At 34.9% G+C, this 24,942-nt stretch carries 33 protein-coding genes and 1 pseudogene; 22 read left to right on the top strand and 12 right to left on the bottom strand.

Annotated elements, in window-relative coordinates; all coding sequences use genetic code 11:
• Window positions 1-47 precede the first annotated feature (47 nt).
• Both AB1279_RS14500 and AB1279_RS14495 read left to right on the top strand, forming a co-directional pair.
• On the top strand, window positions 48-329 hold the full coding sequence (locus AB1279_RS14500) for a cupin domain-containing protein (protein WP_429759504.1): 282 nt from the start codon (window positions 48-50) through the stop codon (window positions 327-329).
• A 153-nt stretch (window positions 330-482) separates the two neighbouring features.
• Complete coding sequence (locus AB1279_RS14495) at window positions 483-668, top strand: hypothetical protein (RefSeq protein ID WP_429759502.1); 186 nt, start codon at window positions 483-485, stop codon at window positions 666-668.
• Window positions 669-679: 11 nt separating this feature from the next.
• On the opposite strand, the gene AB1279_RS14490 is transcribed toward AB1279_RS14495, so the two are convergent.
• The 4 genes and pseudogenes from AB1279_RS14490 to AB1279_RS14475 form a co-directional block, all read right to left on the bottom strand.
• On the bottom strand, window positions 680-1,234 hold the full coding sequence (locus tag AB1279_RS14490; protein ID WP_429750260.1) for a TetR/AcrR family transcriptional regulator: 555 nt from the start codon (window positions 1,232-1,234) through the stop codon (window positions 680-682).
• A 572-nt stretch (window positions 1,235-1,806) separates the two neighbouring features.
• Window positions 1,807-2,679 (bottom strand): GNAT family N-acetyltransferase, encoded by an 873-nt coding sequence (locus AB1279_RS14485; RefSeq protein ID WP_429759501.1) that lies wholly within the window; start codon window positions 2,677-2,679, stop codon window positions 1,807-1,809.
• 16 nt (window positions 2,680-2,695) lie between these two features.
• Complete coding sequence (locus AB1279_RS14480; protein ID WP_429759499.1) at window positions 2,696-3,118, bottom strand: GNAT family N-acetyltransferase; 423 nt, start codon at window positions 3,116-3,118, stop codon at window positions 2,696-2,698.
• A 36-nt stretch (window positions 3,119-3,154) separates the two neighbouring features.
• Window positions 3,155-4,031, bottom strand: a pseudogene (locus tag AB1279_RS14475) (phosphotransferase).
• A gap of 292 nt (window positions 4,032-4,323) precedes the next feature.
• Here AB1279_RS14475 and AB1279_RS14470 point away from each other — a divergent pair.
• The 3 genes from AB1279_RS14470 (at window position 4,324) to AB1279_RS14460 (ending at window position 6,941) form a co-directional block, all read left to right on the top strand.
• The gene (locus AB1279_RS14470; protein ID WP_429759497.1) at window positions 4,324-4,692 is read left to right on the top strand and encodes an ArsR/SmtB family transcription factor; all 369 of its coding nucleotides are present in this window, start codon (window positions 4,324-4,326) and stop codon (window positions 4,690-4,692) included.
• Window positions 4,689-5,129 carry a DNA mismatch repair protein gene (locus AB1279_RS14465; RefSeq protein ID WP_429759495.1) on the top strand — a complete coding sequence of 147 codons (441 nt, stop codon included), beginning with the start codon at window positions 4,689-4,691 and terminating at the stop codon, window positions 5,127-5,129. Before AB1279_RS14470 ends, AB1279_RS14465 begins: the two co-directional genes overlap by 4 nt.
• Window positions 5,130-5,198: 69 nt before the next feature.
• Window positions 5,199-6,941 carry a SulP family inorganic anion transporter gene (locus AB1279_RS14460; protein WP_429759493.1) on the top strand — a complete coding sequence of 581 codons (1,743 nt, stop codon included), beginning with the start codon at window positions 5,199-5,201 and terminating at the stop codon, window positions 6,939-6,941.
• A 90-nt stretch (window positions 6,942-7,031) separates the two neighbouring features.
• On the opposite strand, the gene AB1279_RS14455 is transcribed toward AB1279_RS14460, so the two are convergent.
• Window positions 7,032-8,426: a PLP-dependent aminotransferase family protein gene (locus tag AB1279_RS14455; RefSeq protein ID WP_429759492.1), complete on the bottom strand. Its 1,395-nt coding sequence runs from the start codon at window positions 8,424-8,426 to the stop codon at window positions 7,032-7,034.
• A gap of 129 nt (window positions 8,427-8,555) precedes the next feature.
• On the opposite strand from AB1279_RS14455, the gene AB1279_RS14450 reads away from it, so the two are divergent.
• Window positions 8,556-8,987, top strand: coding sequence for a GNAT family N-acetyltransferase (locus AB1279_RS14450; RefSeq protein WP_429759490.1), 432 nt, complete (start codon window positions 8,556-8,558; stop codon window positions 8,985-8,987).
• Between the two features lie 21 nt (window positions 8,988-9,008).
• Here the strand turns inward: AB1279_RS14450 and AB1279_RS14445 are convergent, their stop codons facing one another.
• Together AB1279_RS14445 and AB1279_RS14440 are read right to left on the bottom strand one after the other, a co-directional pair.
• On the bottom strand, window positions 9,009-9,158 hold the full coding sequence (locus AB1279_RS14445) for a hypothetical protein (protein ID WP_429759489.1): 150 nt from the start codon (window positions 9,156-9,158) through the stop codon (window positions 9,009-9,011).
• A gap of 84 nt (window positions 9,159-9,242) precedes the next feature.
• Entirely contained in the window at window positions 9,243-9,437 is a 195-nt protein-coding gene (locus tag AB1279_RS14440; RefSeq protein ID WP_429759488.1) for a hypothetical protein, read from the bottom strand.
• Window positions 9,438-9,756: 319 nt separating this feature from the next.
• Between AB1279_RS14440 and AB1279_RS14435 the strand changes: the two genes are divergently transcribed.
• From AB1279_RS14435 to AB1279_RS14410, 6 genes are all read left to right on the top strand, one after another.
• Window positions 9,757-10,323, top strand: coding sequence for a GNAT family N-acetyltransferase (locus AB1279_RS14435; protein WP_429750245.1), 567 nt, complete (start codon window positions 9,757-9,759; stop codon window positions 10,321-10,323).
• Window positions 10,293-10,880 carry a 2'-5' RNA ligase family protein gene (locus tag AB1279_RS14430; protein ID WP_429759486.1) on the top strand — a complete coding sequence of 196 codons (588 nt, stop codon included), beginning with the start codon at window positions 10,293-10,295 and terminating at the stop codon, window positions 10,878-10,880. The genes AB1279_RS14435 and AB1279_RS14430 overlap by 31 nt, the downstream gene beginning before the upstream one ends.
• Window positions 10,877-11,362, top strand: a complete 486-nt coding sequence (locus tag AB1279_RS14425; RefSeq protein WP_429759484.1) for an N-acetyltransferase family protein — start codon at window positions 10,877-10,879, stop codon at window positions 11,360-11,362. Before AB1279_RS14430 ends, AB1279_RS14425 begins: the two co-directional genes overlap by 4 nt.
• Before the next feature lie 16 nt (window positions 11,363-11,378).
• Complete coding sequence (locus tag AB1279_RS14420; protein WP_429759482.1) at window positions 11,379-11,822, top strand: GNAT family N-acetyltransferase; 444 nt, start codon at window positions 11,379-11,381, stop codon at window positions 11,820-11,822.
• Between the two features lie 99 nt (window positions 11,823-11,921).
• Window positions 11,922-12,470, top strand: a complete 549-nt coding sequence (locus tag AB1279_RS14415; protein ID WP_429750238.1) for a GNAT family N-acetyltransferase — start codon at window positions 11,922-11,924, stop codon at window positions 12,468-12,470.
• Between the two features lie 64 nt (window positions 12,471-12,534).
• The gene (locus AB1279_RS14410; RefSeq protein ID WP_377884343.1) at window positions 12,535-12,828 is read left to right on the top strand and encodes an antibiotic biosynthesis monooxygenase family protein; all 294 of its coding nucleotides are present in this window, start codon (window positions 12,535-12,537) and stop codon (window positions 12,826-12,828) included.
• Window positions 12,829-12,908: 80 nt separating this feature from the next.
• Here AB1279_RS14410 and AB1279_RS14405 read toward each other — a convergent pair whose 3' ends face one another.
• A complete protein-coding gene (locus AB1279_RS14405) occupies window positions 12,909-13,694 on the bottom strand; it encodes a GNAT family N-acetyltransferase (RefSeq protein WP_429759480.1) in 786 nt (261 codons plus the stop codon).
• Between the two features lie 134 nt (window positions 13,695-13,828).
• Here AB1279_RS14405 and ytfJ point away from each other — a divergent pair, with 134 nt between their 5' ends.
• The 4 genes from ytfJ (at window position 13,829) to AB1279_RS14385 (ending at window position 15,848) form a co-directional block, all read left to right on the top strand.
• Window positions 13,829-14,254, top strand: coding sequence for a GerW family sporulation protein (gene ytfJ, locus AB1279_RS14400; RefSeq protein ID WP_429750234.1), 426 nt, complete (start codon window positions 13,829-13,831; stop codon window positions 14,252-14,254).
• A gap of 161 nt (window positions 14,255-14,415) precedes the next feature.
• Window positions 14,416-15,192 carry an oxalate:formate antiporter gene (locus AB1279_RS14395; protein WP_336480362.1) on the top strand — a complete coding sequence of 259 codons (777 nt, stop codon included), beginning with the start codon at window positions 14,416-14,418 and terminating at the stop codon, window positions 15,190-15,192.
• A 52-nt stretch (window positions 15,193-15,244) separates the two neighbouring features.
• On the top strand, window positions 15,245-15,565 hold the full coding sequence (locus AB1279_RS14390) for a hypothetical protein (protein ID WP_429759478.1): 321 nt from the start codon (window positions 15,245-15,247) through the stop codon (window positions 15,563-15,565).
• Between the two features lie 73 nt (window positions 15,566-15,638).
• A complete protein-coding gene (locus AB1279_RS14385) occupies window positions 15,639-15,848 on the top strand; it encodes a hypothetical protein (protein WP_336480364.1) in 210 nt (69 codons plus the stop codon).
• Between the two features lie 134 nt (window positions 15,849-15,982).
• Here AB1279_RS14385 and AB1279_RS14380 read toward each other — a convergent pair whose 3' ends face one another.
• Window positions 15,983-16,492, bottom strand: a complete 510-nt coding sequence (locus AB1279_RS14380; protein ID WP_429759476.1) for a hypothetical protein — start codon at window positions 16,490-16,492, stop codon at window positions 15,983-15,985.
• A gap of 360 nt (window positions 16,493-16,852) precedes the next feature.
• Complete coding sequence (locus AB1279_RS14375) at window positions 16,853-17,191, bottom strand: permease (RefSeq protein WP_336480366.1); 339 nt, start codon at window positions 17,189-17,191, stop codon at window positions 16,853-16,855.
• A gap of 210 nt (window positions 17,192-17,401) precedes the next feature.
• Here AB1279_RS14375 and AB1279_RS14370 point away from each other — a divergent pair, with 210 nt between their 5' ends.
• From AB1279_RS14370 to AB1279_RS14355, 4 genes are all read left to right on the top strand, one after another.
• Window positions 17,402-18,082, top strand: a complete 681-nt coding sequence (locus tag AB1279_RS14370; protein ID WP_429759474.1) for a class I SAM-dependent methyltransferase — start codon at window positions 17,402-17,404, stop codon at window positions 18,080-18,082.
• An 81-nt stretch (window positions 18,083-18,163) separates the two neighbouring features.
• Window positions 18,164-19,852: a formate--tetrahydrofolate ligase gene (locus AB1279_RS14365; protein ID WP_429761411.1), complete on the top strand. Its 1,689-nt coding sequence runs from the start codon at window positions 18,164-18,166 to the stop codon at window positions 19,850-19,852.
• Between the two features lie 90 nt (window positions 19,853-19,942).
• Window positions 19,943-20,470, top strand: a complete 528-nt coding sequence (locus tag AB1279_RS14360; RefSeq protein ID WP_429759472.1) for a hypothetical protein — start codon at window positions 19,943-19,945, stop codon at window positions 20,468-20,470.
• Between the two features lie 19 nt (window positions 20,471-20,489).
• The gene (locus tag AB1279_RS14355; RefSeq protein ID WP_429759470.1) at window positions 20,490-21,659 is read left to right on the top strand and encodes a DEAD/DEAH box helicase; all 1,170 of its coding nucleotides are present in this window, start codon (window positions 20,490-20,492) and stop codon (window positions 21,657-21,659) included.
• A 48-nt stretch (window positions 21,660-21,707) separates the two neighbouring features.
• Here the strand turns inward: AB1279_RS14355 and AB1279_RS14350 are convergent, their stop codons facing one another.
• Together AB1279_RS14350 and AB1279_RS14345 are read right to left on the bottom strand one after the other, a co-directional pair.
• The gene (locus AB1279_RS14350; RefSeq protein WP_429759468.1) at window positions 21,708-22,328 is read right to left on the bottom strand and encodes a hydrolase; all 621 of its coding nucleotides are present in this window, start codon (window positions 22,326-22,328) and stop codon (window positions 21,708-21,710) included.
• Between the two features lie 23 nt (window positions 22,329-22,351).
• Complete coding sequence (locus AB1279_RS14345; RefSeq protein WP_429759466.1) at window positions 22,352-23,338, bottom strand: quinone oxidoreductase family protein; 987 nt, start codon at window positions 23,336-23,338, stop codon at window positions 22,352-22,354.
• A 212-nt stretch (window positions 23,339-23,550) separates the two neighbouring features.
• Here AB1279_RS14345 and AB1279_RS14340 point away from each other — a divergent pair, with 212 nt between their 5' ends.
• Both AB1279_RS14340 and AB1279_RS14335 read left to right on the top strand, forming a co-directional pair.
• A complete protein-coding gene (locus AB1279_RS14340) occupies window positions 23,551-24,126 on the top strand; it encodes a sigma-70 family RNA polymerase sigma factor (RefSeq protein ID WP_429750217.1) in 576 nt (191 codons plus the stop codon).
• Window positions 24,126-24,809, top strand: a complete 684-nt coding sequence (locus AB1279_RS14335) for a DUF3600 domain-containing protein (RefSeq protein WP_429759464.1) — start codon at window positions 24,126-24,128, stop codon at window positions 24,807-24,809. Before AB1279_RS14340 ends, AB1279_RS14335 begins: the two co-directional genes overlap by 1 nt.
• Window positions 24,810-24,942: the final 133 nt, after the last annotated feature.

Here is a 24,942-nt window from a genome sequence, read left to right as displayed (position 1 = left end):
ATCAATTAATCTTTCAAAATTATTTACAAGAAAGAGGGACGATGATAATGTTTTTTGCAAAAAAACTTACAGCTGAAGAAGCACAAAGGTTAAGTGTGGACACTTGGGAGCCATGGATAGGCGAACCTAATAAAGGAACTTGGCACGTAGAAGAGCAGGAAGTTTTTTATGTGACAGACGGTGAGGTGTTTATTACTGTTGATGGTGAGAAGTATCATATTACAAAGGGCTGGGTTGTTTCTTTGGCTAAAGATCTTGTTTGTGAATGGGATTGCCGAGAATTTTTGAAAAAGAATTTTAAAATGAACCATGAGATCAATTTGAAATAATGTGAAATTAGGAGCGCATCTGATTATCACAGCCGTATACTTTGCCTGGTTTATGATAAATAGCGCCGTATCTAATCTTGCATCATATGCGATTGTAGCTTACTTTACGCGGATAAAGTTCAGAATATTAGAACAATTATAAGGTGTTTTCTAATGAATATAAATCAAAAGCCGACATTGTTATCCCGAGTAATGCTGTTTTTTACAGGCATTGCATATAAGCTCATCCCAGCTTATATCGCTATTACAAGAAAAAGAATGGTAAGCGAGACGCAAGAAGACCACTTTATAAAGAAAAAACGAAAAAAAGAACAAACGTTCTTTTTTTTCGTTTTTTAATTAGTCCACTATTATGATTTATTTTTGACTAAGCCGAACAATAATACGTCTACGATAGATGAGAGGGCTTCTGGTAAGGTAATATTATTTTCCATATAAAAATTTCGATCAAAGACAGAATTTGTAGCATCTATGATCAGCTTCACAGCGAGTGTTGGATTGATGTCAATGAGTTCACCCTGCTGTATACCTTCTTCGAGTAACAAGCGCAGGGCTTCCCACTCGCTCAAAGCGTCATTCACTTTTGTCCATTGCTCCGGGTAATAGCGCTTCATTTGTTCCAACACTTTGAAGTCGTAAAACTCAAAATTGGGCAACACAGTACAAATTTGTCTGATTTTTTCAATGAGGCTTAAAGATGTATTATTCATAATTTGTTCTGTTTTTTCATCGAATTCCGATAACGATTGATCAATGATTAATTCTAAAATTTCAACTTTCGAAGAAAAATGTTGATAAAGGTATCGTTTGTTTACACCAATGCGTTTCGCTAAATCATCCATTGTGAACTTCATGCCTTTATCATGAATCTCTTCAATAAAAGCTTTTATAATGCGTTCTCTCATTCCCGGTACTCCTTAAATTAGAAATTTGCTGAAAAGGTTATCTAAACTAAGTTACTCAACTTTCGTACCTTGAAAATTATTTTTAGCCCTTGTCTGTGTCGGTGCCATATTCTCTGTTGGGACATTTCCCTTATTGACACATAACACCTTTCTTTTTAGCAGGGGGGAAGGAAACAAACTCCCAATTAAAAACGGAAAGGTACATATCTTCCATGATACAGCACAACTCCCTGTCCGAAAAGGCACTAAACCTGACTATTTCAAGTATTTTCAATCTATAACACAGCCTATATGCTCTGCATTTTTAAAGAGTTTCATTGTATTATATTTTTCACAACTTTATTATTCGCGAACATCAATAAAAATGTTGTAGGAAATGAAAATATTTGTGGTACAAAAAAAGGATAGAATATACAGAATTTTTCTGCTTGTATCTATCCTCTTTTTTCTTTATATAATGTGTAACATTATTATATATTTATGGTGAAACAAAGATAGATTCAAATTTTTTGAATCTAAATAAAAGTTATGCATTCTTCTTTTTTATGTAACTGAAAATAGTTACTTCTGAACTATTTGTTAATCAAATCATAGTAATGATAGCTTGCAGTAATTTCAAAACCACAGTGCTTATAGAGTTGCAAAGCATTCTCATTTTTTGTTTCTACTTCTAGTGTAATGTTTCTTTTTCCTTCTTCTAATAATCGCTGTACAGTAGTTTGTAACATGTTTGTTCCAATTCCTCTACCTTGATAAGAAGGATCTACAGCAAAGCCGGAGATAGATGTGACCTCTTCTTTATGAGAAACGGTTATCGTTCCTACTACTTCCTGATTGAAAAGAGCCATATAAAGTTGACGGTTAGGTGCTGATATTGTCTTATGTAACCATGTTATATTATCTTGCAAGGAATCGTTAAAAGCTTTACTTGCAATTTTAGCAATATTCGGCAATTCCTCAGTAGTAGCTGGTACAAGGTGAATTGTATTTTTTCTATTTATAAAAGAAGTTGAATTTCTTTTGAATTGCATAGAGTATTCACTAAACAAAATTTGTAATCCAAAAGATTTAGCAAAGGCGTTTCCACTTGTAGAAACGGCATTTACTATGAATAATAGGTCATTGATGTTGCGATTTTTTATTTCGTCAAAAGCTGCATTTAGAAGGTTACTACATACTTTTTGCCTTCGAAATGAAGGATGGACCATTCCTATTAATTCAAGTTTAGTAGGTCTTTCAAATTCATACATACTTATAAAACCAACTAATTTGTCGTCTTGGTAATAAAGAAAATCATTCACCTGATTTTTATTTCTTGTTTGGAGTACATCTACATATAAAGAGGGCTTATACTCCAGCCCATCGTTACGTTCACAGTATGTTGCTAAATCAATGATTTGTTGTATGTCTTCTGAGGTTAATATACTCTTTTTTTTAATCGTCAAAGAATCACTCTCCATTTCATACTATTAATCTTTTCTGTAAGTAATAGTGTGTATGTCCTTTTGGGAAGTCTTCTACAACACCATATACTTCATAGCCATGTTTTTTGTAAAATGCCGGTGCTTGAAAGCTAAATGTATCAAGTTTAATAAGGTTACAATGGTTTTCTTTCGCTGTTCGTTCAGCTTCTAATAGAAGTTTACTACCATACCCTTTATGGCGCAGACTATCACTGACCCATAAAATATTGACGTGTAAGCATTGCCAAAATATATTCCCTATTAAACCAGCTACTATTTCTTCATTATCATTTTTTACTGTTAAACAGACATCTTTAACAAGTGATTTCTCACTACCTGAAACTTGTGAATGATTGAATGCGATTAATTGTTTTCTAATATAATCGCTGTCTTCTTGACTCCATTTGTTTTGAATTTGCATAAAGTATTCTCCTCCTTATATTGTGTTATTTAATAATTAAAAGAAAGATGGGTGTTCCATCCACTCGTCTAGGTCCACATTTCCTTGAACAGAAAGTAAACGATATAAATATCGATATGGTTCTCTGCATTGTGTCAGGCTTGGAAGAGGGGAGATAGTCTCATAGCCTTTTCGAAATGCTGCAGCTTCTGTTTTTGTAAATAAATATTCTAATCCAATCAAATCAAATTCTCGCGGTCCAATAGCGTAAGCTTCTGTATCTACAAGTCCGGTAACTTTTTGCCCATCTGTTAAAAATTGTGTTGGATCCATATCGATAAGAATGAATGATGCTTCTTCTGGGGTAGGAAGAGACGCAGTTTGAGAAATAAATTTTTTTAACCTGTTACGAATTTTTTGATTATGTGAGTGAAATCGCTCTATAAGTTCTGTGCCAGTTTGTATCATATGTTGATGAAAGCTATGTAATGGAATTTGATGTGTTCTAGATGGATTACCGACATAGTTTGTTTTGTATTGATGAATTTCAGCTAATTCTTTTCCAAAGTTATATAGTAAAGAGTCAGGCTGATTGAAGAAGGATTGCAGCATTTGTCCTTCTAGTTTTTCAACGACAATGTACTCACGATCTAGTACATACTTGCGTAACACTTTAGGAATAGGAAGAGCTGTATATTGCCCGAGTGTATGATTGACAATTTCTAGATTATGAACAGATCGTGGGTCAATTCCGAATAATTGTTTACATCCCCACCAAAAATCATTATTTGGTTCTTTTTCTAATTTAGAAGAACGAACGATGACTTCTTCATCTTTTGTTTTTTACAAGCCATACATCGCTTGCATGGTCTTCGTAGCCAGGATGTAATTCTTCTATATATAAAATAGGGGAAGAAAACATCGTTTGTAGCATCATATCGTATATAGACTCCTTTTTCGGAAAATTCATTCAAAGTTATTATATAATATTTTTAGGGAAAATAGGGATATTTTAGGTGAATGAGTGATGGGTCAGAATCAAAAAGGTGTTGTAAACAGATGGAATATATCGTTTACAGCACTTTTTTTGATTTTTTATTAACGTTTCAAGATTTGTATTGAAAATTGTAAACTCTAGAAGTATCATATACATATTCAAACATTTGAAGATGTATATGATACTTCTAGGGTATGTAAAATTAATAATAAGTAATGGAGGTGTTTGAATGGGTGGGGAAATGCAACAATTTAAGGCTGATTTTTTTAAAGCCTTATCACATCCCTTGCGAATTCGTATTCTCGAATTGCTGTCAGAGGGGGAAAAAAGTGTAAATGAAATTCAAAGTATTCTTAACAAGGAAGGTTCCGCGGTTTCTCAACAGTTAAGTGTATTACGTGCAAAAAATATTGTTGTTGGTACCAAAGATGGAAAACGAGTTTTATATTCTCTTCGTGATCCAATGATTATGAATTTATTAGAAGTTGCAAGGAAAATTTTTAATAACCATTTGATTGATACGATTTCAATGTTAGAAGAACTGGATGAAACTGACGGTGAAACGATAGACAAGGATAGACAAGGAGACACAGGTTGAGTATTGAGGTTAAGAAAGAAGTTGTTATCCAACACGGAATTGAAATATTTCGTTCAATAGGAGCTCATCACGTTTGTGATGTTTGTATTAAAAGTGGGAATTCTTGTTGTTTTTCGTGCCAACATTTACAAGATGGGGTTGGATGTCAAAAAAGGAATACAGCCTGTACAGCTTGGTTATGCGGATTTCAAAGTTTTTTATTTGATCAAATAGGATTACTGGATGAATGGAATCGTTTTTGGAGCGAAATTCCAGGGCAGATGTTTCGTAGAGATATGACGCCAGAGAAGGTATCGATTACAGCACTTATAAATACACAGAAGCTAGATAGCCGAGATGGAGAACTTCTAGCAGAAAGGTTGAAAATCTACGTGCAAGAAGGCGGAGATATAGGTAAGTTAGAACGTCATTTGAACAGAACGTATAGTAAATATTAAGTTGATGTTCTCTAAAAAAAGATAAAGTTTGCAATTCAAATTTATTAAAAATAGAAAAGAAGGGTTTGTATGAAAGGGTTATTTACGGGAAGATTTGAAGGATACTCATTGGGACATTTCCAAAAGGATCTTCTTTCAGGAACGATTGTCGGGGTTGTTGCGATTCCACTTGCTATGTCTTTTGCTATCGCTTCTGGGGTGAAACCAGAGTATGGGATTTATACAACATGTATTGCTGGGATTCTCACTTCGCTATTTGGTGGTTCGAAGTATCAAATTGGAGGACCGACAGGTGCTTTTGTTCCGATTCTATTAGGCATTGTAATTACTTATGGGTATGAAAATTTACTACTGGCGGGTTTATTAGCTGGAATACTCTTATGCCTTATGGGGATTTTTAAACTAGGATCTTTAATTAAGTTTATTCCACGTCCTGTAACAGTTGGTTTTACATCAGGTATTGCTGTTACTATTTTTACGGGACAAATTGCTGGCTTTTTGGGGCTGACAGGTATAAAAAAGCATGAGGCATTTATAGCAAATTTGAAGGAAATCTTTATCCATATTGATACCATCAATTTTTATAGTATTATAACTGCTTTGATTTGCCTTTTTGTGATATTGATAACACCAAAAATTTTGCCCAAAGTTCCTGGCTCATTAGTAGGTATTGTTATTTCAACTGTAATTGCAACGGTATTTTTCTCGGGTCATGTACCTACGATCGGTACAGCATATGGTGCGATTCCGAATACACTTCCTCAGTTCCATATTCCAGAAATTACATTGGATCGTATAAAACAGTTAATTGGTCCTGCATTTGTTATTGCAATGTTGGGTAGTATTGAATCTCTTTTATCTGCTGTCGTGGCAGATGGTATGACAAATAGTAAGCATAACAGCAACAAAGAGCTTATCGGTCAAGGAATTGCTAATATTGTTACACCGTTATTTGGAGGAATTCCGGCAACTGGAGCGATTGCCCGAACAGCAACTAACATTAGAAGTGGGGCTACTTCTCCTATGTCAGGTATTATTCATGGGGTACTTGTTTTACTAACGCTTTTACTGTTAGCTCCATCTGCTTCACATATTCCACTGGCTAGTATGGCGCCCATTTTAATGGTAGTAGCTTGGAATATGAGTGAACAAAAACATTTTGCTCACATCCTTAAAATGAAAACAGGAGATTCTCTTGTACTACTTGTAACATTTTTGTTTACTGTGTTTACAAGTTTGACAACAGCTGTAGAAATCGGTCTTATTTTAGCTATTATTTTATTTACAAAACGTATGAGTAACATGCTTGTTATATCTAAAGTGCTTCCTGATCATACAAGAAAGAACGAAAAGTTGCTGCCACATGTGGTGAATAAAACGCATGACTGCCCGCAAATTAGTATTTATACAATAGAAGGTCCGTTATTCTTTGGAGCTGCTCAAACGTTTGAACAAAACATTTTAGCAACTATTCATTATAAACCAAAAGTATTAATTTTACGTATGGGAAAGGTTCCTTTTATTGATACAACAGGAGAATCCTATTTTAGGAATATTGTTCATCATTTTAAAAAACAAGGTGGAGTACTTCTTGTTTCGGGAATTAAATCTGAGTTAAAAGCAACTTTAGATAAAAACGGATTGTATGCTGAAATTGGAGAAAAGAACTTTTTTGAACATACAGGGGAAGCTATTACTTATGCTTTAGAACAGTTGGATACAAAAAAATGTATAGGTTGTAAACATTTTGCTTTTCATGAATGTGCTCAACTTTCTCATCAATCTCAGCCAGTCAGTGTGTTAGATTATTAAAAAGTAAACATTTATTTTAAAATAATAAGAAATAAAAAAGTGCTGTAAACAGGAAAATATATTGTTTACAGCACTTTTTGTATATGTTACCTAAAACCAAGCTTTCTTCAATAATTGGATGGCAAAGGTAATATCGTTTGTTGATAATCCACCAAATCCCATCAATACGTAAGATTCCTTCTGTAAATCATTTACTGCATCATATAGAGAAAGAGGATATACTTTGACGCCTTTTTCAGCTGCCATATCAATAAGCTCATGTTCATTCATTCCGTTATGAACATGTAATACAATATGAAGTCCCGACTGGGAACCTATGATATCGACGAGAGGGCTCATTTCTTGTTGAATTGTATGTACTAATAATTGATGTTTTTTTTTATATACAGTGCGAATTCGGTTCAAGTGTCGATTCCAATAACCTTCTCTCATAAATGTTGCAAACGTGAGTTGTTGTATTTTTGAGACAGTTTGTTTGAAGATGGTGCCATGGTGTTGATAAGCTTTTAGCAAAGATTGTGGAAGGACCATATAACTCATTCGGAGTGAAGGCAAAAATGACTTCGAAAATGTTCCCATGTAAATGACACGTCCATTTGTATCTAATCCTTGTAAGGAAGGGATAGGTTTTCCTGTGTAACGAAATTCACCGTCATAATCATCTTCTATAATATAGCTATTAGTTTCACTAGCCCATTTTAGCAGCTCCATTCGACGGGAAAGTGGCATAATCATTCCGTATGGAAATTGATGAGAAGGTGTTACATATACAACATCAGCACCACTTTTAGATAAAGAGGAAATATGAATGCCTTTTTCATCTAAAGAAATGGGCTGTATATGTAATCCGCAGCTTTGCATGACAGCTCTTACTCTGTGAAAACCTGGATTTTCCATTGCATATGTGTACTCGCTCCCAAGCAATTGCAAAAGTAACCAAAGAAGAGATTGTGTACCTGCTCCAATGATAATTTGTTCTGGAGTAGAATGCACACCACGGGCTTGATAGAGATAACGAGAGATTTCAGAGCGAAGCTGCCATTCACCTTGAGGATCTTCTTTTGTAAATAAATCATTCTCATATTCTAGGAGGCAATTACTAGTTATCTTTTTCCAAGTTGACGATGGAAAAGAGGGTATATCAATGCTTCCATGACTGAAATCATAACGTAAATTCTCTTGAACAGGGTGCTCTTCATATGTAATATTTTTATTGTTTGTTGTTTGGATCATATCGTAATCTGCGTCAGCAACAAATAAACCTCGTTTTTGTTTGCTTTCTACATACCCTTCAGCTATTAATTGCTGATATGCATATTCCACTGTATTACGGCTTACACCAAGCTGCAAAGATAAATTACGGTGAGATGGAAGACGACTACCAATCTCAATATTTCCTTGTAAGATTTTTTGTTTGATATGGTTATAAATTTGTATGTAAAGCGGTATTTTATTTTCTGAATCTAATGGGATGATCAATTCCATTGGCATCTTCCTTTCAAACTGCCCCTGTAAAAAAGAATAAAACTGTCACTTACAAAAGGGGCATGAGCTTTTTATAATAACAATCATAAAACATTTTGAATTTTTTATAAATAATTGGAGGGAAAGAATATGAATACACGTGTACAAGAGGTAAAAACAGAACAAGAATTTTGTGAGGTGTTACCGGTATTACAGCAGTTGAGGCTCACACTTTCTCAAGAAGAAGCATTTTCTCTTTTAGGAAGAATGAGAGAAGAAAATTATCGTTTATTTGCTTTATATAATAGTGAGGGAGAAGTAGTGAGTTTAGCAGGAACGGCAATTTGTACAAATTTTTATAATAACAAACATGTCTTTGTATATGATCTTGTTACAGCGGAAGCACATCGTTCAAAAGGACATGGAGAAAAAATACTATCGTATATTGAGGAGTGGGGGAAAGAGAATGATTGTACTTGTGTCGTATTAACTTCAGCATTTCCAAGAATAGATGCGCACCGTTTTTATGAAAGAGAAGGATATGAAAAGGTGAGTTATGTATTTCATAAGGAAATAAAATAAGGCAGAGGATAATCTTCTGCTTTATTTTATACAAAGAGTATGTTTTACTTTAAAGTCTTCTTTTTTCATTTGTACTACATAAGCATCACCAGTTGTTGCTATATGACGGAATCCAAAATTTTGTAAAACTTGTTGGCCAGAAATGTTGTTTTTTGCAATAAGATCTATCATAATCTCTCCGTTAAACTCTTTAAAGTAATATTCTAAAAATAAACACATTCCTTCTTTTGCATACCTAATTCCACGATGTTTGTACTAAATTTTGATATTAAATTCTGCAGTTTTTGTATTTAAATCATATCTACCAAAGCTAACTTTTCCTATAGGGACATCAATATTTGTGTAGATTAAAGTGTAAAGGTGTTTTCTATCAGTCGGTTCAACATTTTTCTCAAACCAACTTTGGTGGCGGTGGTCTTCTAAAAAATGAGTTCCGCCAACAGCTTCCATTGTTTTCTCATCCAGCTAGAGCTTTTTAATATATATATTTGGGCTATTTCGTTTGAACATGAAATTTCCCCCTCACAATTTTCCTTAACATAGAAAACCTCCAAAAAATATTTTTACAATATTATACAAAAATATATCTATTTGTTTTGATTTTTCAGAAAAAATATTATAATAGATAGAACTAGTAAAGAAATATAGTATCTTTTTAGTTCCTTTCATGATAGACAAGGGTGTCTCGTACTATCTTTGATAGTTCAGATTACACAGTATATTGCTACATGGTAATTGAAGGATGAGAAAGCAAGCATAGGAGGCAGTTATGAAACAATTTTATGTAAAAGGGGAAAAAATAGCTATTAGAATGATAGAAGAAGAGGATTTATTTCCGCTTTGGCAAGAAATATATAAAGAGGAAAAACCAGAATGGAAAAGGTGGGACGCACCGTATTTTCCTTTTGTAAGACAAGAATTTTCGGTATTTCAGGAAAGAATACATTCTAAGCTTGAGAAAGACCCGTATTCACAGCTCATCATCGAAAAAGATAGTGAAATCATAGGGATCGTAACGTATTACTGGGAGCATGAGCCTTCACGTTGGTTAGAAATGGGCATTACTATTTATAATCCAACATATTGGAATGGAGGTTATGGTACAGAAGCTTTACGTATGTACATTGACTTGCTATTCCAACATATGACGATTGGAAGAATAGGTTTGACAACATGGTCAGGAAATAGCCGCATGATGAAAGTTGCTGAGAAGCTTGGCATGCAATTAGAAGGAAGAATGAGAAAATGCCGTTATTATAATGGAGAGTATTACGATTCGATTCGGATGGGGATGATCCGTGAGGAATGGGAAGAAATGAAAGCAACGAGGAGATGAGCAGTTTGTACGCAGTTATTGTAACGTTTGATGAAATATTTACAACACATATATATAAGAAGTGGAGTGAATTAAGTGATTTGTCACCTTATATAAACAATATTGAAGGAATGGAACCGCATATTACATTAGCAGATTATAAGCAGCTTGATGTTCAGACATTTAAGCAAGAGCTGCATCACTTTTCAAAGCGTATGAAAGCTATTGAAATTGAATTTTCTCATATAGGGAGTTTCCCGGCAAATGGAACGGTGTTTTATGCACCGACGACGACAACAAACCTGAAACAGTTTCATACAAACTATCATGAATATTTTAGTTGTTTTCAAGATAATACAGATTCCTATTATATACCAGATAAATGGGTTCCGCATTGTACAGTAGCAAGTAGACTAACGGAAATACAATTAGGAAAAGCTTTTCAACATGTATGCGAGAACTTTGAAGCGATGAGAGCGGTAGTAGAGTGTATTAAATTAATTCAAGTCGTATATGAAGACGGAATGTGTGTGAAGTGTAACATATTAGCAGAGTATAGATTGGGGGAGTCTTTATGAATTTTGTCATTCGTGAAATGAAAGAAGAAGATATTCCATCTGTACAACATGTGGCCAAGACTTCTTGGAATGATACATATAAAGACATTATTCCGGTACCGGTGCAAGAAAAGTTTTTACAGCATGCTTATTCTCATGATATGATGAGCCACCGTTTACAACATTCACACTTATTTGTAGGAGAAGTGGACGGGAAAGTTGTTGGATTTGCAAATTTTTCACCGATAAAGCATCAATATGAAACGGAGTTAGGGGCAATTTATTTATTGCCTGAATATCAAGGTAGTGGTATGGGAACAGCGTTGTTGCGTAAAGGAATTACAACATTAGAAGGTATTAAGAAGATATATATTAACGTAGAAACAGAGAATAAAAAAGGGAAAGCATTTTATAATGCAAAGGGGTTTGCAGTGGTAGATGCGTTCGTGGAAGACTTTGATGGTTATATGTTAAAAACACTCAGAATGGTATTGCATGTTTAACAGGGGAGAGATTCATATGATCCAAAGAGCAACTGAAAGCGATACGGAAAAAATTTTAGTTCATGCGGCGGAGTCTTTATATGAAGGGACTATGAAGACGAGTAAATGTAGCCAAGAGAAAGTACTAGAAATTACGGTACCGCTTTTAGAAAACGGAGCATTTTATCTTGTTATAAAACAAGATGATATTTTGAATGGATGGATATTGATTGGAAGTAATAAGGACTATTTTTCTGGAGAAGTAATAGGTTTCATTTATGAATTGTATGTGTTGCCTTCTTATCGTGGACAAGGTCTTTCCCGCCGGCTTATGAGAGTAGCAGTTGATGAACTTTATAAACTAGGATACTCAGAAATTCGTTTGAACGTGTTTGCAGGGAATTTTGCAAAAGAATTGTATAAAGAGATGGGATTTGTTGAGCGGCAAATTGTTATGAGCTTGAAACGTGAGGGGATGTAATTTTGATAGAAACATGAAATCAAACTTTTAAATCTAAAAATAATGATAAGAAAGCATTTGAATGGGGATAAAGGATTATATTTGAGGAGGATATATGTATTGAAGGGTAATTTAGTAGAATTACGAGCTATTACAAAAGAAAACATGAACTCTCTTTATAAATGGCGCAATGATGATGAAGTGAGTTACTGGGCGACAGGAAATTCACCATTTTTTACAAATGTTTCAATGGAACATTTAGACCATTTTTTTGAACAAGTATCGAATTTAAATAAAAAAGATGAATGTGTGTTTGCTGTTTACACGTTAGAGGGGAAATATATCGGAATAGCAGACTATAGAGATGTAGATGCGGTGACACATAAGGCGGTAATTGGCTTGACGATAGGGGATAAAGAATATTGGGGAAAAGGGTTTGGAACAGACGCCATACAAACACTTGTAAAACATTTATTTTTAAACTTAAATATGAGAAAAATTCAGCTTGATACATGGAGCGGGAATAAAAGGGCAATTCGTTCCTATGAAAAGTGCGGATTTCAAGTGGAGGGTGTTCTTCGTGAAGATGTGTATGTAAATGGAGAATACTACGATACTGTGATAATGGGTTTATTCCGAAAAGAATGGAATCGAGATGTAATAAAGTGAAACTTCCATCAGTGAGGGTTTTACTGCCCACGAATAGCAAGATATAAAGTTAGGAGATGAGATGATGATATTAGAAGCAGCGATGCTCCAAGTGAAGCGCGGGTTGGAAAATGAATTTGAAAATGCTTTTCAAGAGGCGTCTAGCATTATTTCTTCTATGAAAGGTTACCGAGGTCATACGCTTCATAAATGTATAGAAACGACAGGGAAATATCTTTTATTAGTGAACTGGGAGACGTTAGAAGATCATACGGAAGGGTTTCGGAAATCGAGTGAATATGAAGAATGGAAAAAGAGATTGCATCATTTTTATGAGCCGTTTCCAGTTGTTGAGCATTTTCAACATGTGGAGTCGTGAGAGAAGAAAGTATAATTGTAATAAAATGAAGCTGCCATCAGTGGGAAATGAAGATATTTTACGCTGATGGCAGTTTCACTTTAGCGATACATTGTCCAAGTTCCAATATCCTTAAAGCCTAATCGTTTATAAATCCGTCCAGCGGCAGGGTTACTGTAAAATAAACAAAGTGTTCTTCCTTCGGCGATAAAATCTTGAATCATTTTACTTATGATTTGAGAAGCATATCCTTTTCCGCGATGATTTGAGTGTGTACATACACCTACAACCATCGCAGATAATGAATTTTCAGCAGATGTGGACGCGCACGCGATAATTTCTCCGTTTTCTTCTATGTAATATGTCCGTCCAGTGTTTGTTTCAATTGCTTGGCGAAGGAGTTTACCTGCATTGTTTGCCATCTTAAATTCAGCAATTTGTTTTCGTAAATGCATAATACGATCTACGTCTGCAACAGTTGCTATTTTTATGTCTTCTTTATTTATATCTGTTACTAACTGTTTATCGGTTGTACATTCACAAAAGTATGAATGAAGTTTTTTACCAAGGTTTAGATTATCAAGATTTTCAAACTGTTCTACAACCTCTGATTTTCCAGATAGTTTAATGTAGTCATGGTTAGTAAATTGATCAATGAAAGATTCTGGCTGAAATGAAGTTTCCGCATAGGCAATAAAGGAATCGTGGAATCTCAATAGAACAGCTTGTAATTTATTTTCTATCGTAAACTGCCCCCATAATTCTTGGAAATCTTGATCATATCCAAACGCCTCAATATCACCAATTAAGAATAAATTGAATGCTGCTTCTTTCTTTAAAAAAGAAAGTACTTGTTGGTGCTCCTGTTTTGTTAATTTTCGAATCATATTTGCCGCAATCTCCTTTTGTTTGTATTTTCTAAATATTAGTACGTATTATTTTAAAAATCAACGAAAAATTTATGTTTAGTTCACAATGTTTAGGAAAAACTAGGAAAGATATGAAAAAGGAGGTTAGAACGATGGATCATCCAATTCAAGGGCTAATGAAAGCTGCTATGGAAAATTTAAAAGAAATGGTTGATGTAAATACAATTGTTGGTGAACCTGTTCAAACAGCAGATGGCGGTGTTGTTTTAACTGTTTCAAAAGTAGCATTTGGTTTTGGGGCAGGTGGGTCAGATTTTTCCACAAATGACGTGCAAAAGGCACAAAGTCATCCTGCATTTGGTGGTGGTAGTGCAGGGGGAGTTTCTATTACACCGGTGGCCTTTCTCGTTGTGAATAAGGATGGTGTAAATATTCTTCATTTGCAAAATGCAACGCACTTGGCAGAGAAAGTAATTGAACTTGCACCGCAAACAATTGATAAGATTCAGTCGATCTTTCAAAATAATAAAAAACAGGATAGTTCGCATTATCCACAAAATCCAGATGAAATTGCATGAAAAATGCCTGTTTATAAGCAGGCATTTTTTCTTGTAATGGTGATGTAATAAAACTCATAAAAATGTAAATAGTTTTTATAGTTTTTTCTATGTTTCTAAAAATTTTCGTGATAAAATATCCTATAGTATTGAAACATATAAAACGAAGGTGGCTAGGTGCTTTGTCTGGAGGATCTGACCAAATCAAAAATATGATTTATATTAATGGTAATCGTCGCAATCATTGTTTTATCACATCTGGAATTACTTTTGAGGAGTTTGCAAGCAATATTCCTTCACCGCTTCATCAAGTCCTGCTTTTAAAGCATAGTTTTGAATGGACTGATTTAAATTATCACACCTTATTTGAATATGCAGAAGAAGAGAACATACATAAATTAATTGCAGCAGATGTTGAAGAGTTTGAAGAATTTTGCTGGGTTGATTTTGATGATGTAAATGACTTGGATGAATTAGAGCCAAAAGAAATTGCAGAATTGCTATATTTGGCGCACAAAAAGGAACCGCTTGGGAAGGCTTTTTTTCCACTTTTGAAAAATAGGTTCGTTTATCTTTCTCATGATGATGGCTGGTATAATAAAGTATATTATCGAAGAATGCAAGACTTTGTTGGAATGCTTACTAAGGTAATTCCTTATAAAATTGGCTCATTTGGAAAAAAACGATTCGCATTCTTTCAAAAATCGAAAATCTATCCAGCAATTTCAAAAGAGGTTATTCTCGAACTTCTGCCATTTATGGAAGATGGTTTATACTTGGACTTAGCAGGAAAAATAGAATCAAGACGTGGTTTAGAGATTCCTGTTTATGTCATCGGCTCGTATGAAAGTACAAATGAAGTTCTAGATGGTTTAGAAGATTTGAAAAGTGAAGCTTCTAAAACGGGATGGCTTATCTTTGATAAGAAAGAACAAGAGTGGCAGTGGATAATGAATTAAGGGAACTTGGCGATATACGTCAAGTTTTCTTTCTTTTGGGAAAGGAGACAAAATGGAGAAGACTTTCACAATAGTAGGTATTAGTAGTATTATATTTGTAGCAATTTTATTATTAACTTGTCCGAAAGAAGTGGATTTTCAAAAACATTTAGAAGATGAATATTCAATTGTATGTAATGAAGTGAGTTTTAATTGTACACAGAAAAAAGATAATAAAGAAGAGAAACTGGAGTTTGTTAGTAGTGATGTTCAAAACCGAGTATTCTTTATGAAAATAGAACAAACCTTTCAAACAGAAACAGGAAAAAAGAAGGCGTATAGTGCCATTGGAATATTGGGAATGTTCCTCTTTTCCTCTGAAAAGACTTTCTAATGTTTAGAAGGTCTTTTTTTTATACTCTTCTTCATATAGTTATGGTAAGACAGGCTTTGGGGAGGAGATTATTTTGCAAAAGACTTGTATGGTTTGTGGAGGAGAAGATTTTTTTTCGTCCACTTTATATGCCCGTACAAAACAAGATTGGGCATATGCTCCGAATATGTATCGCTTTGAAAAAGTATTTATTGAACAGCGAGATGAGGAGAACTATCCTGTGTTTCAAGAAATTACCGCTTATCATTGCAGTGGTTGCGGTTATGTGATGTTATTTCGTTAATAAGCAAAGGGATACAACAAATGCATCCATCTGTTGTATCCCCATACGTAAAAGGTAGTAAGCTTTCATCTCAGTCTTCTAAGTGAAGAAGATAGGTGAAGGCTTTTTATCAGTGAGAATGAGTATATTATTCTTTAAGAAATGAAAAGTTTAGGTCCACCATAAGAAGGTTGTTGTTTTGAGTTGAAACCTTTGGAAGATGCTTCTATTTGGCCACTATTCATTCCTTTGTTTAATCCTATAGTATCTTTTGAGTCACCAACTGAAAATTGTTGTTTCGTATTGGAATTTTCAATTGCCGAATTTGTACCACCGCCGCTTGCTACTTGAGTAGCGGATGAATTAGAATCGTTCTCTCCTGCACAATTAATCTGATTATTAAGAATGATGATGATTTCTTCTTCTTCACAGCATGTTTTATGGTTTTCATGTGGTTCGTACTGGGTGCCTTCCATGCCTTCATTTTTGGCGTTTCCTTCAGCACTGCTTCGACCTGCGCCACTTGCTAGTTGTGTAGTATTTGATGTATTAGTGAACTGGTTGTTAATAACAATTACAACTTTTAGCTTCTCATGTATAGACTGTTCAACGATCGTTTTCTGTCCGTCTTGCTTAACAGAGGCATCTACTTGTTTATTTTCCAAACTGCTATAACAACTCCTTTTTAATAAATTATATGTAACCTGATGGCATCTGAAATGGACAATCCTCTAAGTTTAGAATGAATAATTTACTCAATTATAAAACGCAATAATAAAGGTGATAGATTTGCAAGCTAAAAAAGAAGTGAAGGTTCACTCCTTTTTTAGCTTGCAAATATTTTTTGTTTTAGTTCTTTATCCCGCTATTCGTGGGCAGTAAGATTCCTCACCTCAAGATTGAAAGAAGCAAAGAAGATAGGTGGGGAATAACTGCTGGCATGTGCCCGATTGGTGAGAGCTTTCTATCAGTGGGGGATGAAGCCCCCCCACTGATAAAAGTTTCACTTTATAAGAAAGCGCCTTTTAAAAGGCTGATAAGAAGAGAGGATATAATAAACTGAAAAGCAGAGAAAATCCTCCAAAGCCAATAGCTGTATATCCAAGTGTTTTTGCTTCATAACGAACAGCGAGAAGTCCAATTAAGATGGAAAGAGATCCAAATGTAATAGGATAGAAAGCAATTGAAAATAAAGAGAGAAATAATGCAATGTACCCAACAATTGTACCAACGTCCGTTCTGTCTTCTTCTTTATGGATTTCTTTACGACGACGTCTAATTGGAAGGCGCTGAGGGGTAATTTCTACCGCATATTCTTCCTGTTTTTCTCCGCTTTTTAAATGATGCGTTCGTTTCTTTTGCAATGAATAGCCCTCTCTTTCGATTTAGGGTATGTTTAGTATTTTTTATAAAGAAAAAAACATGCTTGTTATTTATATCCAAACAAATAAAAAAATCGAGAAAGTAATTGTCCGTTGCTATGTTATCCATCTCTCCTTAAGAATAAACAGGAATAATGTAAAATGATGTAGAATGACTTTTAAGTAGAGGTAAAATGTAAAGGTGGGACAATAATGACAAAATTTAATTGGCATGAAGCAGCACAGCAGAAATGGGATAATAATGCTGATTTTTGGAATCAAAATAGTCAAGAAATGTGGGATAGTGGTAGCCGTAGTGCAATTATTCCATTTTTTCAAAAATACATACGAAACGGGGCAACTGTTCTTGATGTAGGGTGTGGAGATGGATATGGTACATACAAACTAAATAAAGCTGGTTACAAGGCTTGTGGTATTGATTTATCAGAGCAAATGATTGAAAAAGGAAAAGAACGCGGTGAAGGTCCTAATTTATCGTTTGTAGTAGGAGATCTTGCTGCATTACCATTTCAAGATGAGGAGTTTGCATCAGTTTTAGCAGTAAATTCATTAGAATGGGCGGAAGCACCTCTTCGAGCATTGCAAGAAATAAAACGGGTATTAGCACCAGAAGGTTTTGCATGTATTGCCATTTTAGGACCAACAGCAAAGCCGCGTGAAAATAGCTATCCACGTCTATATGGAAAAGATGTCATTTGTAATACGATGATGCCGTGGGAATTTCAAAAACTTGCACAGGAGCAAGGATTGCAAATGATAGATGGAATAGGGGTATATAAGCGAGGGGTAGATGAAAAGATGGTTGGACAACTTCCGCTTGAATTGCAGCAAGCTTTAACATTTATGTGGGTATTTATGTTTCAAAAGAAGTAACTTATAGGAGGATTATAAGTGCAGAAAATACAAAAAACTGATACAATATTTTCAGAATCAATTAAAGGGGGACTAGGGAATATGACAGCAACTACTACAGTAAAATCTGATATTGAAATTGCACAAGAAGCAAGCATGAAGAGAATCCAAGAGATTGCATCAGAATTAAACATTTTAGAAGAAGAATTAGAGCCGTACGGTCATTATAAAGGGAAGTTATCTCTTGAAATTTTTAAGCGCTTACAAGGAAAAGAAGATGGGAAAATTGTTTTAGTTACAGCGATTAACCCTACTCCAGCAGGGGAAGGGAAATCAACTGTAACAGTTGGTTTAGGGCAAGCTTTTAATAAAATTGGTAAAAAGGCAGTTATTGCACTTCGTGAACCATCTCTTGGACCAACTATGGGATTAAAAGGCGGTGCAGCGGGCGGTGGCTATTCGCAAGTCGTACCGATGGAAGACATTAATCTTCACTTTACAGGCGATATTCATGCGATTACAACTGCAAATAATGCACTTGCAGCATTTATCGATAACCATATTCAACAAGGAAATGATCTTCGCATCGATACACGTAAAATTGTATGGAAGCGCTGTGTAGATTTAAATGACCGTGCGCTTCGCAATGTTGTAATAGGTCTAGGTGGACCAGTACAAGGTGTACCACGTGAAGATGGTTTTGATATTACGGTTGCATCTGAAATTATGGCTGTATTTTGCCTAGCGACAGATGTACAAGATTTAAAAGTCCGTCTAGCTCGTATTGTAGTAGCTTACAATATGGATAATGAGCCTGTAACAGTAAAAGATTTAGGAGTAGAAGGTGCATTAACACTTCTTTTAAAAGATGCGTTAAAACCAAACTTAGTACAAACGTTAGAAAATACACCAGCAATTATTCATGGTGGACCATTTGCCAACATTGCACACGGTTGTAACAGTGTAATCGCAACAACAATGGCAGCTAAACTTGGTGATTATGTGATTACGGAATCTGGTTTTGGTGCAGATTTAGGTGCTGAAAAATTCTTAGATATTAAGGCGCGAGCAGCAGGTATTAAGCCGGAAGCTGTTGTCATTGTTGCGACAATTCGTGCTCTTAAAATGCATGGCGGCGTAGCGAAAGATGGGTTAAAAGAAGAAAATGTTGATGCGTTAGCAAAAGGTATGGAAAATTTACAAAAACACGTTGAAACGATTCAAGAATTTGGTGTTCCATTTGTTATTGCGATTAACAAATTTATTACAGATACAGATGCTGAAGTAGAGTACTTACAAACTTGGTGCGGTGAGCGCGGTTACGAAGTATCATTAACAGAAGTATGGGAAAAAGGTGGTCAAGGCGGTGTTGACCTAGCAGAGAAAGTATTAAAAGTAATTGAAAATGGTGAAAATAAATACGCACCTTTATATGATTTAGAACTTTCATTAGAAGAAAAAATTCGTACAATTGCTCAAAAAGTATATGGTGCAAAAGATATTGAATTTGCACCAAAAGCTCGCAAGCAATTAACGCAATTTTCGGGAGAAGGATGGGGCAACCTGCCAATTTGTATGGCGAAAACACAGTATTCTCTTTCTGATGATGCAACAAAATTAGGGCGCCCAACTGACTTTGTTGTAACAATTCGTGAGTTAAAACCATCAATTGGTGCTGGATTTATTGTAGCATTAACAGGAACAATGTTAACAATGCCGGGTCTTCCGAAGAAACCAGCAGCTCTTCAAATGGACGTAAATGAAGATGGAAAAGCAGTAGGTTTATTCTAAAAGGTTGTATTTCTTCTCTTTTATCGGTAAACTATACGTACATCACGCAGCGCCTTTCGATGGAAAGGCGCTTGTTTTTTGGAGGAATATATGTTTGATCCAACTGCTTTTGAAAATTTAAAAGTTGTCGTTGAAGGAGCAGTATATGATTTTGATTTGCATGCTGACATCATTGTAACTGACAGAAAAGATATAATGGATCTCGCATCGCTTAGTCGTACATATACCATTTCGTTTCAATTGAGAGAATATATAGGGTCATTAGTAGAAGCGACATTTTTATTATCAGTCGATGCAGAAAACTTATCAGGTGAGATATTAGAGGTGCAAAATTTTGTGCCAGGCTGTGAAATGAAGCTGTTCTTTACATTTTCTTTAAAGCACCCAGAAAAAGATTGTCAAGAAATCGAAGCGTTGCTACAATCCATATGGGGAAAAGAACGAATGATTACGCAGCAAATTTCATACGAATATAATAAGCAAGCGATTTCATATCATAACAAGGTAGGAATCTTATTTCAAAAAGCGATTACAGAAGACCATGTTGATGACTTAATAGCTGTTATTTCTCATATGATAGAAACGATGCGAACAATACAACAATTTCTTCAAAAATAGAGATAAAGGAGAAAAAGAAATGATAAAAGAGATGCAACCATTTTTGCTACAAGCTTGGGAGAAGGCTGGTTTTAAAGAGTTTACTGAAATCCAAAAGCAAGCTATTCCAACTATTCTAGAAGGACAAGATGTTATTGCGGAATCTCCAACTGGGACAGGTAAAACATTAGCGTATTTATTGCCACTTTTACATAAAATTAATCCTGAAGTGAAACAACCTCAAGTTGTAATTTTAGCACCGACGCGTGAACTTGTAATGCAAATTCATGAAGAAGTGCAAAAGTTTACCGCAGGTACTGAAATTTCGGGTGCTTCTTTAATAGGTGGTGCGGATATTAAGCGTCAAGTAGAGAAGTTAAAGAAACATCCGCGAGTAATCGTTGGATCACCTGGACGTATTTTAGAACTAATCCGCATGAAGAAATTGAAAATGCATGAAGTGCAAACAATTGTATTTGATGAGTTTGATCAAATCGTAAAACAAAAGATGATAGATGCTGTGTCTGATGTAATTAAATCGACAATGCGCGATCGTCAAGTAGTATTCTTCTCTGCAACAATGACAAAAGATGCAGAAGAAGTAGCGCGTGATTTTGCCGTTGAACCTCAAATGATTCGCGTAAAACGCACGGAAACAAAGAGCCTTGTTGAGCATATGTATATCATTTGTGAACGTCGTGAAAAGAATGAGTATATTAGAAGAATTATGCATACTGGCGATGTGAAAGCAGTTGCCTTTTTAAATGATCCATTCCGTTTAGATGAAATTGCGGAAAAACTGAAATTCCGTAAGATGAAAGCAGCAGCTCTTCATGCAGAAGCAAACAAACAAGAACGTGAAGCAACGATGCGCGCATTCCGTCAAGGAAAAGTAGAAATTTTATTAGCGACAGATATTGCAGCACGCGGATTAGATATTGATGATTTAACACATGTAATTCATTTAGAATTACCAGATACACTCGATCAATATATTCATCGTTCAGGACGTACAGGACGTATGGGTAAAGAAGGCACAGTCGTTTCGCTTGTAACACCGCAAGAAGAGAAGAAGTTACTTCAATTTGCGAAGAAGTTAGGTATTCAGTTCAATAAGCAAGAAATGTTTAAAGGATCGTTTGTTGAATCGAAACCGAAAACTCCAAAGAAAAAGAAACCTGCATTTAATGGGAAGAAGAAACCTAGATAAATTGAAAAGCCGTGACTACGAATATTATGTAGTCACGGCTTTTCTTTATCAGGTCATACACAGTTGTTCTAAACAGAAAACACTTTTATGAAGAGAAGTTTCTATGTAACCAATGATTTGATTCAATGTAAATACTTGTAGAGGTTCATATAAATCTTGTTGTGGGTACAACATATCCTCGAAAACTAATGCTTTAAAAGAATGAATGTTTTCTTCGGGTACTTCTTCGATACCTACCAAATTCGCGTTCATACTTAAGATATGAAATAAACTCTTATCTTTATCATAAGAATGTAGCAACTTTCCGTTTAAAAGCTTAAAGTCATGATGATAGAGAGAAAGGAGGTTAGGGTCATAATCTATTCGACTTTTAAGCCATGGAAGATAAAAACCTTGTAGCCACATATCATCGGCAATGAGATGTGTATAGTACCCTAATATAAAAGGGGAATCTTTATATGCTTTATATTTATGAAGAAATGCTTCGTAATCAATCCTTCTTGTGTAGTTCTTTACTGTACCAGTATAAAAGTGCGATATTTCTTTTTCATTTCTAGAATGAACTGCATCAGCAGCAACTCCTCCGAGTAGGAAGGAAGTTTTGTCCTGAATAGCCAATTTCTCTGCAATACAATTCGCGATAATTACATGCATAATTCTTGAGCCCATATAAGACACCTCTAACGAAGATTTTATGGTGTTCTCTGAACATTTAATATAACTTTCCCAGTACTTTGTCTACTTTCAACCCATTCATGTGCTTTTCCTGCATCTTGAAGAAAAAAATGTTTTCCTACTTTTATTTGTAAGTTACCGTTACTTAAATGACGAAATACTTGCTTGGCAGTATGCTGAAGTAAATGGGGGTGTTTTTTTCGAGTTGTTCCAAAGCTAAAGCCGAGAATAGATCGACAGCTTGCATGTAAATCTTTTGTTTGAAATGTTCCGATATCACCGCTTGCGTTTCCGAAATGGACAAGGCGGCCATAGAACGCAAGACATTGTAAGCTTCTCTCTGATACAGTACCAGAAATAGAATCCAATATAACGTCTGCACCTACTCCATTTGTGAGTTCGTTTACTTTATGTACAAAATCTTCTTCCTTATAACAAATCACATGATCTGCCCCAGCTTCTAAAGCAATTTTCTTTTTTGCTTCATTTCCAACCATTCCAATGACTTTTCCAGCACCCAAAATTTTAGCGAGTTGGATGGCAGTTGTACCAACTCCTCCTGCAGCGGCATGGATAAGAACTGTTTCACCTTGTTGTAGTCTTGCGACATCTGCTAGAAGCTTATAGCTTGTAAAGGAAACAATCGGACAGGCTGCAGCAGTTTCAAAATCAATTTCATCTGGTAATGCAAAAGTAAGCTCTTCATCTGCTGCAACATATTCAGCATAAGATCCGTTAAGTGGAAAAGCAATAACGCGTTGTCCCACTTTAATATTCGTTACTTTAGAACCAACTTGTTCTATGATTCCAGCAGCATCTATGCCAGGTATAAAAGGCAGATTTCCTGTTCCTTTCTTTCCGTATCGAGATTTTATATCAGCAAAGTTAACACTTGTTGCGACAACACGAATTAGAACTTGATTGGCGTTGATAGACGGTATAGCTATGTCTGTATACCTCATTACTTCAGGACCTCCAAATGCAGTTACAACAATGGCTTTCATGAATTACCCTCCTAAAATAAATTCTATAATTTATTTTAAACGGCCATTATAAATTGGAAAATTATATAATAATTATCAAGAATTATAAGAATGCATTATGAAACAGGTGCTATTAATAAATTTCCTATTAAAAATTTGTTTCAAAAAAATCGAACGAAATTTTCTTTTCTTGCCAATATATAGTGTAAGACATAAGGAAGGAGGCGTTGAGAATGGAGAAAGAAGCTGAATATGTTTATCTTATCAAGCAGACTTTATCAGGAAATCAAGAAGCGTACAGTGAACTATACGATAAAACGATTGAAGATGTGTATAAGACAGCTCATTTTTTAATAGAAGAAAAATCGGATATAGATGATGTCGTCCAAGAAATATATATGCAATTATATCAATCACTTAGTCAATTTGATCGGGAACGGCCTTTTCGCCCATGGTTAATAGGTCTTGCTGTAAGACAAATTCATTCTTATAGGAGAAAGAGATGGATGCGTCTACGTATTGTGAAAAAAGCGGAAGAGCAGAAAAAACCAATTGAATTTGATTTTTCTAATGAAATCGTCAATAAGCTGTCAAATCAAGAACTTGTTACATTGATACATAAGTTACCTTATAAACTGAAACAAGTTATTATACTTCGGTATTTACATGATTATTCTCAAGAAGAAGTAGCAAGTATTTTACATTTACCAATTGGAACGGTTAAATCTAGAATCCATGCAGCCTTAAAGAAATTACGGCAAAAAGAGCGAGAGGGAAATATCTCATTAAAAGAAGTGGGGGAACTATAATGAATCTCGATCACCGAGTAAGAGCGTCTTTGCAAGAAGAAGCAAAAGGAATTGTACCAGCACTTGAATTGAAAGAGAAAGTGATGAGTCAAATCAAAGTAAAGCGGGGAGGAAAAACAATGAAAAAGCGTCTTATGACAGGTGTGTTAGCAGCGGCTTTACTTATTCCAACGAGCGCTTTTGCGTATCAATCTCTTTTGGCAGATGGTATTTATGGATCATTTGATAATGTAAAGAAACACTTTGCAAGTGCAACACTACAAGGTTATATGCGTCTAGATGCTAAGTTATCCCAAGCAAAGGGTGAAATCGGAGAAAAAGAGTATAAAGAGTTTACAACATTATTAAAAGTAATAACGAATGCAAAAATCGAATATGGAGACAAGAACGGTAATATTGATTACGATCAACTTTCTCAAGAGAAACAAGAGGAAATGACGAAGACTTTAATGGAAATTCAGCCGTATTTTGATAAGTTAAATGGAGAGAAATCGAGTAAAGAAGTGTTAACATCTGATGAGTATAAACAATATATACATGCACTGATGACATATGAGAAAATATTAGTGAAGAGTAAATCATCAGGCTCAGAAAAGATACAACAAGTTCCAGAGGAATATAAAGCGGAATTTCAACGAGCACAAAGTTTCATGGATTATGTAAATGAAAAAGTACAAAAATAAAATAAGAATATTTCTATCGAATTATTTCCTATAAAAAAAGAGTCCATGTAAAGAAATGGACTCTTTTGTCCTATTACGACAAATACCTTCTTGTGAGCAGTAAGATTGTTTCTTCAAGGTAGTAAAATCTAAA

The sequence above is a fragment of the Bacillus sp. S14(2024) genome (assembly GCF_050473785.1).
GTDB lineage: Bacteria > Bacillota > Bacilli > Bacillales > Bacillaceae_G > Bacillus_A > Bacillus_A yunxiaonensis.
This window is presented reverse-complemented; position numbering and strand designations above follow the sequence as displayed.